This window comes from Tunturiibacter lichenicola, assembly GCF_051013355.1.
Taxonomy (GTDB): domain Bacteria; phylum Acidobacteriota; class Terriglobia; order Terriglobales; family Acidobacteriaceae; genus Edaphobacter; species Edaphobacter lichenicola_F.
Genome location: NZ_CP132944.1, coordinates 1,165,450 through 1,178,941, shown reverse-complemented (window position 1 = coordinate 1,178,941; position 13,492 = coordinate 1,165,450). Strand labels below are relative to the sequence as shown.

Here is a 13,492-nt window from a genome sequence, read left to right as displayed (position 1 = left end):
ACAGAGCGGCTTTTCCTAAGAAGCAAGCGTGATGCGACCCGAAGCGTTGATGAATCAACCTCCAGGCAGCGTCGCGGTTAGACCCACTCTCCCTTGCGCATCAATGGCTCAACCGACCCGTCCGAAGCCACGCCATCCACATCCATCTCGCCAGACCCGATCATCCAGTCGACGTGAATCAAGCTCGCATTCGCACCCAGCGCCGCCAGCTGTTCCGCGTCCATCTTCTCGCCGCCAATCAAACAAGTCGAATAAGCCTGCCCCAGCGCAATATGGCTCGCCGCATTCTCATCGAACAGCGTATTCCAGAACAAAACGCCACTCTGTGCAATCGGCGATGAGTGCGGCACCAGCGCAACCTCGCCCAGTCTTCGGGCCCCGTCATCCGTACTGATCAGCCTATTCAGAACATCCTCGCCCGCCGTAGCAGTAGCTTCGACGATCCTGCCACTCTCAAACCGAACAGCGATGTTCTCAATCAGCGTCCCTTGGTGCGACAGCGGCTTCGAAGCCTGCACCGTCCCATTCACGCGGTCCTTATGCGGAGTCGTAAAGCACTCCTCCGTCGGAATATTAGGCTGACAATAAACGCCATTCCCAGCTGTCGTCCCGCCACCGGCCCAAAGATGTTCGTCCGCCAATCCCACGGTCAGATCCGTTCCCGGCCCCTTGAAGTGCAGCGCATAAAACCGCTTCGCATTCAACATATCCATACGCTTCTTCAGCCGCGCACCATGCTCCTGCCACTCCAGCACCGGGTCATCCACGGCCACTCGCGAAGACACAAAGATCGCGTCCCACAACTTCGCGACTGCGACATCTTCAGGCTCGCCCGGAAACACCAGCTTCGCCCACTCCGGTGTCGCACACGCCACAATCGTCCAGTTGATCTCATGCCGCGTGATCAACTCCATCGCGGGCTTACCTGCCTTCGATGCGGCTACGTTAGCTCGAGCCACCTTCGCTGGATCCTGCTTTGCCAGCAGCGCCGGATTCGCTCCTGCAATCGCGAGCCGCGCCGCGCCACTTCGAAACCCATCAGCAATCCCATCCTGCAACCACTTCGGCGCATAGTCGAAGCTCGCATCCTGCGCAAACTCGTACCGCGCCAACACCGTAGGATCATCGGCGTAGAACGTCGTCACCAGGAGCGCCCCTGCCTTGTAAGCGTGCTCGGTAATCCGGCGCACCAGCGGCAGTGCCTCCATGGGAGCCGACATGATCAATTCCTGCCCCGCACGCAGCCCCAGCCCCACCTTCACCGCAACTTCAGCCAGACGATCCAGCTTCTCTTCAAACGTCAGATTCGCAAACTTCGTCTTCGTCGCCATCTCCATCACACTCATAAATCACCCTCGCAAAACTAAATTTCAGTGTAGACACTCTGGAAGTCGTAGCAGCCAGTACGCGACGACAACCACTCTGCGGCTCTTACCGCGCCCTCGGCAAATCCACGCCGCGAAAACGCCTCATGCGTCAGCACAACGCGGTCCGCATCGCTCGCAGCAGTCAGCGAGTGCAACCCCATCACGTCCCCTTCACGCTTCGCCTCAACCGGCACAGAGGTCACGCCCGCGGCAGCTTCAACGATCTTCGCCAGAGTGATCGCAGTCCCCGAGGGGGAATCCAGTTTGCTCGCATGATGCGTCTCCGCAATCGAAAACGCATACCCTGCCTTCTTCAGCTCACTTCCCATCACTGCCGCCATCTTCAACATCACCTGCACGCTGACTGAAAAGTTCGTCCCATACAGCAGGCCAGCCTGCTTGCGCTCCGCCAGCGACTTCATATCCGCAAGCTTGTCGTACCAGCCCGTCGTCCCAATCACCATCTTCGCTCCAGTCGCCAGGCACGCCCGCATGTTTTGAATCGTCGCCTCCGGAGTAGTGAAGTCAATCACAACGTCGAACCCTGCAACAAACGGCGGCGTCAGCGCAGCAGATCCAGCGTTCTCCTTGGCATCCAGCACATTCACGCTATGCCCGCGCTCCGCCGCAACCGATGCTACCAGCTTGCCTGTCTTCCCCATCCCCAAAACCAGAACCCGCATGTACGCCTTTCTAAGCCTTGCTCTCAAGCTGAACCCTGTTCGCAACGTCGAACACCGTCTCATCCGGGTTCGCGAAGAAGTGACTGTGCAGACTCCGCACCGCATCTTCCACATCTTCTTCATCAATCATGAAGCTCATATTGATCTCGCTCGCACCCTGCGAGATCATCCTCACATTGATGTGACTAATCGCTCCGAACACCTGCCCCGCAATCCCGTTATGCCCTCGAATGTCCTCTCCCACCAGGCACACCAGCGCCTTATGGCCTTCCAACTTCACGTCCGCAATCTTGCCCAGCTCCGCGCAGATCTCCGGCAGCTGCTGATTGCTATCCACCGTCAGCGAGATGCTCACCTCGCTCGTCGACACCATATCAATAGCGCATTTGTACTTATCGAAGACATCGAACACGGCCTTCAGATATCCATGCGACATCAGCATCCGGCTCGCCACCACATCGATGATCGTCAGCCGTTTCTTTGCCGCAATACTCTTGAACGGACTCGCGCACTTCGCGGCCATCGCGGTAATCTTCGTGCCTTCATTCTCCGCATTGCGTGAGTTCAGCACCCACACCGGGATGCTCTTCTGCACCGCAGGCAGAATCGTCGCCGGATGCAGAACCTTCGCGCCGAAGTAAGCAAGCTCCGCCGCCTCTTCGAAGCTGATCGTCTTCACCCGCAGCGCATCCGGACAGATCCGCGGATCGGTCGTCATAATTCCATTCACGTCCGTCCATATCTCGATTGCTCCAGCGTGCATCCCCCCGCCAACAAGCGCAGCCGTAAAGTCGCTGCCACCGCGACCGAGCGTCGTCGTCACTCCTTCAACCGTCGATCCAATAAAGCCACCCATGACCGGCGTCTTCCCAGCCTCAACCAATGGCAGAACAATCTCCGCTAGTTTCGCTTCAATGGCAGCTTCCTGTGGCACTGCCTTGCCATAGCTGGCGTCAGTCACAATGCAGCTTCGAGCATCGACGTGCGTGCCCTGCAACCCGCGCTGTTCCAGCGTCTCAGCCATCATCTTGCTCGACAGCCGCTCCCCAAAGCTCACTACCAGGTCATTCGTACGCGGCGTCAACTCACCTACCGCAGCAATCCCGCGCAGCAAATCATCCAGTGCATCGAAGTCCTGATGCAAAATCTGCTGCACCCGCCCAACACGCTCCGCATCCAGCAGCGCCGCAGCAGTATCGATGTGCCTATGCCGCAGGCGCGCAGCAATCGCCAGCGCCCCGCCCTTATCTCCTCGGCCAGCAGCAGACGCAGCCGACAGCAACAGGTCGGTCACCTTCGCCATCGCCGACACCACAACCACAGCCTCGAGCCCTTTTTCCCTGCGCCCGCGAACGATCGCCGCCGTTCGCTCCATAGCCTGCGCGTCCTCCACCGACGTGCCGCCAAACTTCATCACAACAAGCTTCTCTCGCACTACACTCAAGCCGTCACCGCCGCAGCCTTGAGCTGTTCCCCTGTGTTAGCTTTCACCGGCACCCCCAACTTATCCAACTTGCCCAACAGCGCCAGCACCTCAGCGTTCAACACCGCCGCCCCTGCCGCGCCACGAATCGTATTGTGCGACAGCACCACAAACTTCCAGTCCAGCAACGTGCACTCGCGCAGCCGCCCCACCGTCGCTGCCATCCCGCGTCCTCGCATCCTGTCCAGACGAGGTTGCGGCCGGTCCACGCCAGCGTCATACTCCACCGGCTGCTCCGGCGCCGTCGGCAGGTGCTGCCCCTCGAGCGGCAAAAACTCACTCCACGCCGCGAGAATCTCCTCGCGTGTCGCCTTCTTCTTCAACTTGATGCTCACGCACTCCGTATGACCATCCTCTACCGCAACTCGGTTGCAATGCGCGCTGACCTTCGCATCCAGAAGCTCAATCCTGTTGCCGCCCAACTGGCCCAGCAGCTTACCAACTTCTTCCTGCAGCTTCTCTTCTTCGTTCTTGATGAACGGCACCACGTTCCCGAGAATGTCCAACGAAGCCACTCCCGGATACCCTGCACCGCTGACCGCCTGCATCGTCGAAACAAACAAACCCTCAATCCCAAATCGCTCTTCCAGCGGCTTCAACGCCAGCACCAGCCCAATCGCGCTGCAGTTTGGATTCGTGACGATATATCCACCACGCCCGCCATTCTCCTTCCGCGAAGCCTGCGTCTCGATCAGCGCAAGATGATCTGCGTTCACCTCCGGCACCACCAGCGGTACATCCGCCGTCATCCGAAACGCGCTCGAATTCGAGATCACCGCACACCCTGCCGCAGCAAACTTCGGTTCAAGCTCCCGCGCGATTTCTGCATCCAGCGCAGCAAAGATAATCTTCGGCAACTCAATCGCCGAGCCCTCTGGAACATTCGGCTGCAGCGTCATCGCGGCAATCCGCGCAGGCAGGGGAGTGTCCAGCTTCCACTTACACGCCTCGGCATACGTCTTCCCGGCACTGCGATCGCTCGCCGCCAGCCACGCAATCTCGAACCATGGGTGATTGCTCAAAAGTTGAATGAATCGCTGCCCGACCATTCCGGTCGCGCCAAGAATGCCAACCCTGCGTCGTTCCATCCTCTAAGAATAACTCGCGGACCGAGCACCGTCACTCACCCAAAAGCAGAGCAGTGCAGCGCCGAGCAATTGCCCCAACCAAAACAAGGTTTACAAGTCACGAAGTGACCACCCCAGCGAAGTGGGCCCGCCCGGCAGGACGCTACCTAGTTATCCCGCCGTCGCCGCCGAGTCATCCGGTGCCCACCGCCCGCCCACACCAGCAGCGCCACCAACAGATGCAGCAGAAACCAGAAGTGAACCCCCTGGTCCTGATAAATCAGATACAGCACCAGCACTCTCGGCAGCAGCAGCCAGAAGAGCAGAGGAACCACGCCCTGAAAGTGAGGCGGCGTCAGATCGAAGTGAAACGGCCCCAACAAACCCTGAAACCAAGCCACGACCATCGCCAGGCGAGGCAAAAACAGAGCAAACACCAGAAACCAAAGCGGCAGTGCATGAACAACGTAGGCTAAATCAACTGTGAACTGCGCCGTATGCTGCATCATCGCCGCTAACACTGCAAAGCCTGCAATCATTCTGCCTCCGCCGTCTTGGAATCACTACTTTGCGCTGAAACTGAAGTCTGCCTTAGCCGTTCCCTTCGGCTCGACTTTCAGCGTCATCGTCTGCTCGCCCATCTTCTCGTGTACCGCCGCCAAAGTATAAGTCCCTGCCGGCAATCCGCTAATCGTAAAGTGTCCGTCCGCATCCGTCACGGCAAAAAACGGCGTAGCCGACACATTGATAAACGCATTCATCCAGGGATGATTGTTGCACCGCACCGGAATCATCACCTCCGGCTGGTTGAACTGCTTCACCTGTGGCGTACCCTTCGGCCCTTGCGATATATCGATCGGCTGACTCCCCACCACCGTCGGCATCGTGTGAATGTTATGCATCGTCGAGTCCGAGTTTCTGAACTCAACCGCCCCGCCCCGCACCACGGCAATCACATGCGGCCCATACTTGCATCCTGTCTGGTCCAGTACCACCGGCGCAGGCGTCGGCCCGCCCGACAGCATTGCAGCCGGAGGGCCACTCTTGATGTACACGTAAACATTCCCCAGCTTGCCATCCTTCACCGCATACTGCTCGGCAAAGTTGTCAGCTCCCGTCATCGAGCACACCGGGTCCATGCTCATATCGATCTTCACCTTCTCCGGAGCCTTCCCGGCAAAGTGAATCGTCCCACTCACTGCTCCAAGCGTCGCCGGATCGAGCGGCACACTCGAAGGCGCAGGAGAAGAAGGAGTTGAGGCGCTCCCGTCATTGTGCTGCTTCACCGAATCGCCGGATTTACATCCGTTCAACGCGCTGCCAGCAACCGCCACTGCAAACAACCAACCGCAAATCCGCCTCATGCTACCTCGCTCGACAAATTAATTCTTGAGAACAGCAACCATTGAAGACGACACCGCAGACTAAGCCGCTGTCACCGGAGCTTCCATCGCCTGCACGATCGCATCAGCAAAAGCCTTGGTGCCGCTCGTGCCGCCAACGTCCTTCGTCAGCGTCTTCCCCTCGCGATACACCTGCTCTAAAGCAGCCTGCACTCGCTCAGCCGCTGCTGGCTCATCGATGTGATGCAGCATCAGCACCGCGCTCTGCAACAGCGCAGTAGGATTCGCCATATCTTTCCCGGCGATATCAGGCGCCGATCCATGTACCGCCTCGAAGATCGCGCACTCGGTCCCCAGATTCGCTCCCGGCACCAATCCAAGCCCGCCTACAAACGCGCTGCAAAGATCGCTCAGAATATCCCCGTACAGATTTTCAGTCAGCAAAATATCGTACTGATACGGATTCATCACCAACTGCATGCAGGTGTTATCCACGATGTGCTCGTGATACGCCACCTCGGGAAAACCCTCCCCAACCTTCCGGCAGCACTTCAAAAACAGACCATCCGACAGCTTCATGATGTTCGCTTTATGAATCGCATGAATCTTCTTGCGTCCATGCTTCCGCGCGTAATCGAACGCAAACTTCGCAATCCGCGTCGAACCCTTCTCCGTAATAATCTTCAGCGCCTGCACCACTCCTGGCACCACCTCGTGCTCGAGACCAGCGTACAGATCCTCCATGTTCTCGCGCACAATCACCAGATCGATGTTCGGATAGTTCGTCTTCAATCCCGGCAGGCTCTTCACCGGCCTGAAGTTCGCAAACAGTTCGAAGTTCTTCCGCAGCGTCACGTTGATCGAAGCAAAACCACCACCAACCGGGGTAGTCACCGGCCCCTTCAGCGCCACCTTGTTCTTCTCGATCGAGTCATATAAAGCCTTCGGGATATACTCGCCCGTCTTTTCAAACGCCGTCGCACCGGCGTCATACGGATGCCAATCGAACGCCACTCCGGTCGCCGCACCCGCCGCTTCCAATATCTTCACCACCGCGCCAGAGACCTCCGGCCCAATCCCATCACCCGGAATCAACGTAATCCTGTGCGTCTTCTTTGCTGCCGTCATCCACTACCACCTTTTCTGTAAAGTTAAAAAAATCCCCATCAGAACGGTGTCATCTCGACCGGAGCGGCAGACGGTCTCATCGTCTGTTGCGCAGTGGAGAGACCCCCGTATTTTGTCTTTGCCGCTGCTTCTTCTTTAATATCCGTACTAACTGCGGTCAGCCTCATTCTTTGTCAATTTCTTGGGGTCTCTTCCGTTTCGACAACTCTTCCAACTCTTCCTTGAACTCGCGAACATCCTTGAAATCCCGATACACGCTTGCAAATCGTATATAAGCCACCGTATCGATGTCCTTCAGTCGCGACATGATCAGTTCGCCGACCTCGTTCGTCGTCCGCTCCCGCTCCGGTGAATCGACCACATAGGCCTCGGTCTCATCGACAATCTGCTCCAGCTTCACCGCGGCTACCGGCCGTTTTTCGCAAGCATGCAGCAACCCACTCAGCACCTTCTGCCGGTCGAACTTCTCTCGCCGTCCATCTTTTTTCACCACCATGTACGGGATCTCGTCGATCCGCTCATACGTCGTAAATCGCTTGTTACAGCCTTCGCACTCCCGTCGCCGGCGAATCGAATCCGCGTCTTTACTCTCGCGTGAATCGACAACTCGGTCCTGGGCAAAACCACAGTAGGGGCACTTCATCGGAATAAGTCGATTCTATCAGCGCACAGGAAGCGTCTCTCCGACCAACGGGAGGGCCAAAACAAATCACCTCACGCAGAAAAAGGTACACACGCCGCGAAGTGGCCGCTCCACGCGCAGTGGGCCCGTCCGGCAGGACAAGAGGCAGTAGAAAGAACTACCCCAAATCCTCCGCAACAACAGCCGCCCCCGCTGCCTCGCTCTCCTCAGCAACTTTCTTCAAACTCACATGCTCCACTCGCGAATAAATCAATCCTGCCGGAATGATGCATAAAAACGTCACCACCAACAGCATCGCCCCACAAGCTGTCGCAGCCTCAATCGGTGCACCATAAAATGTACGCATTGCCGCAGCAGTAATCGCAATCTGCGTAAACCATCCAATGATTGGAAGCTGCAGCAACGAGCCCCCGATACTAGCCGCCATCAGCAGCATCGTCCGCGAGAAAGTCACCCCCGCAAGCTCCGGTGTATGCACAAACGCATGCGCTGTCTCCAGGTAGGCAAATCCGATCATCCCCCACATCGCGAGCGACAGCAGCGTCACCACACCAAAGTCCCTCGCCGACGAAAGTGCATTCAAGCCATCGCGAAACCCAAGTATCTTCGTCGCGATACTCTCCCCTGCAGACTTCGAAACCAACCCCACCGTCCCCCGTGCAAAACCCGCCACAGCTCCGCCCGCCACGCGCACCGCACCTGCAAAGATAGCGATCGCGAGCGTCAATCCCATGCTCAACTCACCCGCCTTTACAAAAACATGGTGGTTCGGCAGGCCTCGAGGAGTAAACGCCAGCGCCCCCGAAAAGATCACAGCCGCTGCACCCAGATCGAACATCCGCTCAATCGTCCACACCGCCACCTGCGAACTCAGAGACAGATTAACTCGCCGAGCAATCAGATAAGGCCGCGTGAAATCCGCCAGCCGTCCAAACAGCGCCACTGCCGTAAACCCAATAAACTGCGACCCCAGCAGGGAAGCGGCCGACACTTTCTTTGTCGGCGAGACAAATACCGCCCACCGCACCGCCCGAACCCAATATGTAACATAAATCAGCACAATACCAGCAACGATATGCCCAACGCTCACATACCGCAGTTGTTGCCAGAACATCGCCCAGTCAAAATTGACTTTGCTCCGAAACACAAACACTAATACGACAAGCGCAACCACGCCCACCGACCACAAAATTGCATTGCGCTTTGTCATTGTTCTCTCTCTTCGCGTGTCACTCGCGAGCGATCATCCTACTTCGCCTGCGCCACCAGCGCCATCTGTTTGCGCCGGTTGAACTCGCGAATCACACGAGCCACATACTCCCGCGTCTCGCGATACGGTGGCACCCCATGATATTTATCCACCGCACCCGGCCCCGCATTATAGGCAGCCAGCGCCAACGCCACATTGTCGTGATACCGCGTCAGCAAACTATCCAGATACGCCGTCCCGCCTGCAATATTCTGCTGCGGCTGGAACGCATCCTGAACACCCATCGCATTCGCCGTTCCCGGCATCAACTGCATCAGGCCCTGCGCCCCGGTCCGCGAAACCGCCCTCACCTGACCGCCGCTCTCGGCACGCACAACACTAGCCAGCAGATCCTCATCGATGTGGTGCGCCTCGCCAGCGTTAGCCAGCATCTCGTGCATCTCTTCCTTGGTCGGCGCGGTCATGATCGTCACCGGCCCCTGAATCTTCTGCGCAACCACCGGCTCCGGCACATCGGCGACAGTCTCAACCCGAACCACCGAATCCGCCGCAACCTCCAGGTAATTCGAATCTGCAGCAGCACCACCCTTTTCAATCAGATAGAGCCTGACCTTATCCCCTACCACCTCACGCCGCGCGCAATCCAGCTCAAACCCGTTCTTCAGCGTCACATGCTCAGCCGCATGTGTCAGCGGACACATCGCAGCCATCAACACGGCCCCCAACGCAAGCGTTTTAAAACACATAGCCACTCTTAAAGCCTACCACCCCCAACCAGTCATCGACCCTGCTAAATCTCCCACTATCGTGTCACTCGCGGACCGTTCAACACCGCCTCAATCGCCGCTGCCACACCATCCTCGTCATGCCGTAGTCCAACCACCCAACCCCGTTCCGCTGCCACGGTCTTTAAATCGTCCGGAGCATTCCCCATCAGCACCGCCCGCCCCGCAACTTCAAGCATCGAAACGTCATTCCAGTTATCTCCGATAGCGAGAATCTCCTCTGCCTTCACGCCACGACCCTCGGCCAGGCGCAACAGAGCCGACCCTTTGCTGCATCCCGCCGGCAATATATCCACAATGCTCAAATCCCGCTCTGGATACTCCGTCCGATGCAGCGCAGCCTCCACCACCGAAGCGCGTTCCTGCGGTGTAATCCCACCCTCCGCCAGGCCCAGATTCTCCAACCGCCGCACCTCGTCCTTTCGCAACGGTGTCACCCCCACAGCCGACACTCCAGGATGTTCCAGCAGCCGAGCCTCCGCTCTCCGCATCCGCTCCACCGTCCCACACAGCATCATCTGAATCGGCGCCTCACCCTCCAACGCCCTCTCAATCGGCACCACCCGTTCGATATACGGCTCATTGGCGACCATCCACTTACCAATGCTCGCGTTCAACTCCGCCAGGTCCTCCACCACAAGCGCCCCCCGCGCATCCTCCCCATCCGCCCCCACCTTATCGAAGGTCACCACCAACGCATTGCGAAATTCATCGATATGGCTGCACAACCACCGTGCCGTCTCCAGCGGCAACAACGTCCGGTCCAGTAGCTTCGCTCCAATGGTCCGCGTCACCGTCCCATTCGAGCTGATCAGTGCATCTTCCTCCCGCAACCCGAGCCCGCGAAGCACCCTCATCGCATAGCAATGCCGCCGCCCAGTCGCCACCACAACCTGCACACCCGCCAACTCTGCCGCCTTCATCGCCGCCAGGTTTCTCCCGCTGACGCGCCCGTCCGACCCCATCAGCGTTCCATCCATATCCACCGCAACTAAACGCATTCCCGACCTCAATTTCCTTGCATATTCTCTCATTCGCACTGCATAGATATCCATAAGAAGCTTAGTATCTTGCATTTACCGGAAATTCACTCGACTTTAACGCGCCATCCAGCCACACTACTAACAGGCACCACAAAGGCTTGTTTATGTTTCACAAAAATGTACTAAGCTCCTTCCGGAGCGCCTCACCGCAGCAAATTCCAGCTTCCCCTCCGCCCTCAAACCGAATTGCGCTGGTTTCATCCACAGGCGGAGTCCCGCCCCAGAAGAAGCCGTCCCCTCTATTCGATCTGATCTGCATCGCCGCCCCGCGCTGCTCCTCCTTCTTCGCCGAGGCAGCCGTGCTGGTCCTTGTCCTGGCTTTGCTGGATCGATTCATGCTCAAGGGCCGAATGGAACTCAGTTGGGTCGTCAGCGCCTTCACCATTAGCCTCACCCTGCTGGCGGCCAGCATCTTCACGGACTTCTCATCGCGACGCTGGCTCCAGCGTCATTGACACCCTCAATCACACAATATTTTGAGCCCATGCCCTGGTTAGCAGAGGCGCTGACCAGCTGATAAACTCGTTAACGACCAAACTATGTCTAAACTCAGGTGCGTATGCGTAACGTCTTGCGCACAGAAATTTCGGTAACATCTAATATATGCCCGCCATAGCGTCGCTCGAATGCTCTCGCTGCCAGCACCACGTCTCCGCCGACACACCACAGACGCTTTGCCCCCTCTGCGCCGGCTCTCTATACGTCCGCTACGACATGGACAAGCTCAAGCACACCGCGAAGCGTGAAGACATCGCCGCCCGGGCCGCAGCCAGCCCTGCAAGTCTCGGTATGTGGCGCTACGCGAGCGTCCTGCCCGACGCCACCCCCGTCACCCTCGGCGAGGGCTGGACGCCCATGCTTCACAGCAAGCGCTACCCCGGCCTCTACATCAAGGAAGAGGGAGCCAACCCCACCGGCACCTTCAAGGCTCGCGGCCTAGGCCTCGCCGTCACCATGGCGAAACACTACGGCCTACAGCACCTCGCCGTCCCCTCCGCAGGCAACGCGGCCGGAGCACTCGCCGCCTACGCAGCCGCCGCCGACATCGCCGCACACATCTTCATGCCGCAAGATGTCCCCTTCGCTAACTACCTCGAAGGCATCATCTACGGTGCCGATGTCACCATGGTCGACGGCCTCATCTCCGACTGCGCCCGCATGGTCGGCGAAAACATCAAAGCCCAGCGCGACGCCAACCTTCCTGCCAGCGAAGTCTGGTTCGACATATCCACGCTCAAGGAGCCCTACAGAGTCGAAGGCAAAAAGACCATGGGCTACGAACTGGTCGAACAGCTAGGCTGGCAGTACCCCGACGCAGTCTTCTATCCCACCGGCGGCGGCGTAGGCCTCATCGGCATGTGGAAGGCCTTCGACGAGATGGAGCAACTAGGCTGGGTCAGCGGCAAGCGCCCGAAGATGTACGCCCTCCAGGCCTCCGGCTGCGCCCCCGTTGCCAAAGCCTTCGAAGAAGGGAAGCCCGCAAGCGAGTTCTTCCAGAACGCCGCCACCTTCGCCGCTGGTCTCCGTGTCCCCAAGCCCTACGGCGACGCCATTATCCTCGACATCGTCCGCCAATCCGGCGGCAAAGCCCTCGCCTTCTCCGACGAAGAGATCCTCAACAGCATCCTCGACTACGCCAAGCACGAAGGCATCTTCCTCTCACCCGAAGGCGCAGCCGCCACCGCAGCCTACGACTCCCTCATCGCCACAGGCGAACTCAAGCCCACCGACAAAGTCGTCCTCTTCAACACCGGCGCAGGCCTCAAGTACACCGACATGACCGCCGACGCCATGCACCTCAAGCGCCCCGGCGCGCTCCCGAAGAGCATGCCCGTAGGCGGTATCATCACCCCTCAATAGCACTCAGGGAGTACTTGTGTCTCTTCGTCTCAAGGCCATTTTCGTCATGTGCCTAAGCACTGCCACATTCGCGCAGGCCCAGATCCCGACTACCGGACACTACAGGGTAAGAGGGCGGACAGGTACTTTACTCACTCTATAGTTCGACTTCTCCGTCACGATCAGATGACTACTAGTTACAAACTCGCCTCAGCGTCCTCGACCGTGTCAAAGGTCTTGAGAACGGTATGCACCTTGGTCATCTCAAGCATTGCGGCGATGCGATGATTCACTCCCGCCAGCAACAGCTTTCTGCCGTGATGCTCCGCTGACACGTAGTAGTTCATCAGCAACCCCAGCCCGGCCGAATCCATGTAAGGCGACTCGCTCAGATCGACGATCATCACCTGCGGCGTCGTAGTGCGAAACTCATTCTGAAATCCAAATATGGTCGACAGTGTCAACGGTCCCACCAACTTCAGGATCGTTGTGCCGTCTTTCTTTCCAGCAGCATAGGTATGTACCAAAGGATCATCAAGCATGATTCAAAGTGTATGGAAGCCAGAATCGGCAAGTATTACAAGCGCGTGAATCTAACGCCCGTTGATAGCTCTCAGGCCAGATGACAACGCAGCAAAAATTGGATCGAAGAAGACCTCAACTGGCCCCGTCCAAAAAGTTGTCAAGCCCCAGATGAGACAAAACCCGCGCCAGTCCTGCGAAATCGCGTGGCGTATTAGTTATGCGTCACCAGATATACTAAGAATGGAGATCGAAGAACCAGAACTACGGGTGGTTCTCTTTCCAGCACCGTCTAACCCTATAAGAATCACATTTTTACCTGTAAGCCATCTGGAATGACTATTTTGCAGTTGCCTTAAATCGTATGTGATTGAAACGA

14 protein-coding genes are annotated in these 13,492 nt (G+C 57.9%); 2 read left to right on the top strand and 12 right to left on the bottom strand.

What is annotated here, in order from left to right:
• Positions 1-77 precede the first annotated feature (77 nt).
• The 11 genes from RBB82_RS05065 to RBB82_RS05015 form a co-directional block, all read right to left on the bottom strand.
• On the bottom strand, positions 78-1,346 hold the full coding sequence (locus RBB82_RS05065; RefSeq protein WP_433974033.1) for an aminopeptidase: 1,269 nt from the start codon (positions 1,344-1,346) through the stop codon (positions 78-80).
• Between the two features lie 17 nt (positions 1,347-1,363).
• Positions 1,364-2,050 carry a 4-hydroxy-tetrahydrodipicolinate reductase gene (locus RBB82_RS05060; protein ID WP_433974032.1) on the bottom strand — a complete coding sequence of 229 codons (687 nt, stop codon included), beginning with the start codon at positions 2,048-2,050 and terminating at the stop codon, positions 1,364-1,366.
• Between the two features lie 10 nt (positions 2,051-2,060).
• Positions 2,061-3,464 (bottom strand): lysine-sensitive aspartokinase 3, encoded by a 1,404-nt coding sequence (lysC, locus tag RBB82_RS05055; RefSeq protein ID WP_433975343.1) that lies wholly within the window; start codon positions 3,462-3,464, stop codon positions 2,061-2,063.
• Between the two features lie 26 nt (positions 3,465-3,490).
• Positions 3,491-4,621, bottom strand: a complete 1,131-nt coding sequence (gene asd / locus RBB82_RS05050) for an aspartate-semialdehyde dehydrogenase (RefSeq protein WP_433974031.1) — start codon at positions 4,619-4,621, stop codon at positions 3,491-3,493.
• A gap of 146 nt (positions 4,622-4,767) precedes the next feature.
• On the bottom strand, positions 4,768-5,139 hold the full coding sequence (locus RBB82_RS05045) for a hypothetical protein (protein WP_433974030.1): 372 nt from the start codon (positions 5,137-5,139) through the stop codon (positions 4,768-4,770).
• 24 nt (positions 5,140-5,163) lie between these two features.
• Positions 5,164-5,964, bottom strand: coding sequence for a beta-sandwich domain-containing protein (locus RBB82_RS05040; protein WP_433974029.1), 801 nt, complete (start codon positions 5,962-5,964; stop codon positions 5,164-5,166).
• Between the two features lie 60 nt (positions 5,965-6,024).
• Positions 6,025-7,071, bottom strand: a complete 1,047-nt coding sequence (locus RBB82_RS05035) for an isocitrate/isopropylmalate dehydrogenase family protein (RefSeq protein ID WP_433974028.1) — start codon at positions 7,069-7,071, stop codon at positions 6,025-6,027.
• A gap of 163 nt (positions 7,072-7,234) precedes the next feature.
• Positions 7,235-7,714: a transcriptional regulator NrdR gene (gene nrdR, locus RBB82_RS05030; protein WP_433974027.1), complete on the bottom strand. Its 480-nt coding sequence runs from the start codon at positions 7,712-7,714 to the stop codon at positions 7,235-7,237.
• Positions 7,715-7,871: 157 nt separating this feature from the next.
• Entirely contained in the window at positions 7,872-8,924 is a 1,053-nt protein-coding gene (locus tag RBB82_RS05025) for a lysylphosphatidylglycerol synthase transmembrane domain-containing protein (protein WP_433974026.1), read from the bottom strand.
• 38 nt (positions 8,925-8,962) lie between these two features.
• The gene (locus tag RBB82_RS05020; protein ID WP_433974025.1) at positions 8,963-9,670 is read right to left on the bottom strand and encodes a lytic transglycosylase domain-containing protein; all 708 of its coding nucleotides are present in this window, start codon (positions 9,668-9,670) and stop codon (positions 8,963-8,965) included.
• A gap of 56 nt (positions 9,671-9,726) precedes the next feature.
• Positions 9,727-10,710, bottom strand: a complete 984-nt coding sequence (locus RBB82_RS05015) for an HAD-IIB family hydrolase (protein ID WP_433974024.1) — start codon at positions 10,708-10,710, stop codon at positions 9,727-9,729.
• A gap of 146 nt (positions 10,711-10,856) precedes the next feature.
• Here RBB82_RS05015 and RBB82_RS05010 point away from each other — a divergent pair, with 146 nt between their 5' ends.
• On the top strand, positions 10,857-11,207 hold the full coding sequence (locus tag RBB82_RS05010) for a hypothetical protein (protein ID WP_433974023.1): 351 nt from the start codon (positions 10,857-10,859) through the stop codon (positions 11,205-11,207).
• A 148-nt stretch (positions 11,208-11,355) separates the two neighbouring features.
• Complete coding sequence (locus RBB82_RS05005) at positions 11,356-12,612, top strand: threonine synthase (RefSeq protein ID WP_433974022.1); 1,257 nt, start codon at positions 11,356-11,358, stop codon at positions 12,610-12,612.
• 176 nt (positions 12,613-12,788) lie between these two features.
• On the opposite strand, the gene RBB82_RS05000 is transcribed toward RBB82_RS05005, so the two are convergent.
• Complete coding sequence (locus tag RBB82_RS05000; RefSeq protein ID WP_433974021.1) at positions 12,789-13,133, bottom strand: STAS domain-containing protein; 345 nt, start codon at positions 13,131-13,133, stop codon at positions 12,789-12,791.
• Positions 13,134-13,492: the final 359 nt, after the last annotated feature.

Coding starts and splice junctions, on each gene's coding strand:
- RBB82_RS05065 (WP_433974033.1), bottom strand. CDS start 1,346: ATGAGTGTGATGGAGATGGCGACGAAGACGAAGTTTGCGAATCTGACG.
- RBB82_RS05060 (WP_433974032.1), bottom strand. CDS start 2,050: ATGCGGGTTCTGGTTTTGGGGATGGGGAAGACAGGCAAGCTGGTAGCA.
- lysC (WP_433975343.1), bottom strand. CDS start 3,464: ATGAAGTTTGGCGGCACGTCGGTGGAGGACGCGCAGGCTATGGAGCGA.
- asd (WP_433974031.1), bottom strand. CDS start 4,621: ATGGAACGACGCAGGGTTGGCATTCTTGGCGCGACCGGAATGGTCGGG.
- RBB82_RS05045 (WP_433974030.1), bottom strand. CDS start 5,139: ATGATTGCAGGCTTTGCAGTGTTAGCGGCGATGATGCAGCATACGGCG.
- RBB82_RS05040 (WP_433974029.1), bottom strand. CDS start 5,964: ATGAGGCGGATTTGCGGTTGGTTGTTTGCAGTGGCGGTTGCTGGCAGC.
- RBB82_RS05035 (WP_433974028.1), bottom strand. CDS start 7,071: ATGACGGCAGCAAAGAAGACGCACAGGATTACGTTGATTCCGGGTGAT.
- nrdR (WP_433974027.1), bottom strand. CDS start 7,714: ATGAAGTGCCCCTACTGTGGTTTTGCCCAGGACCGAGTTGTCGATTCA.
- RBB82_RS05025 (WP_433974026.1), bottom strand. CDS start 8,924: ATGACAAAGCGCAATGCAATTTTGTGGTCGGTGGGCGTGGTTGCGCTT.
- RBB82_RS05020 (WP_433974025.1), bottom strand. CDS start 9,670: ATGTGTTTTAAAACGCTTGCGTTGGGGGCCGTGTTGATGGCTGCGATG.
- RBB82_RS05015 (WP_433974024.1), bottom strand. CDS start 10,710: ATGCGTTTAGTTGCGGTGGATATGGATGGAACGCTGATGGGGTCGGAC.
- RBB82_RS05010 (WP_433974023.1), top strand. CDS start 10,857: ATGTTTCACAAAAATGTACTAAGCTCCTTCCGGAGCGCCTCACCGCAG.
- RBB82_RS05005 (WP_433974022.1), top strand. CDS start 11,356: ATGCCCGCCATAGCGTCGCTCGAATGCTCTCGCTGCCAGCACCACGTC.
- RBB82_RS05000 (WP_433974021.1), bottom strand. CDS start 13,133: ATGCTTGATGATCCTTTGGTACATACCTATGCTGCTGGAAAGAAAGAC.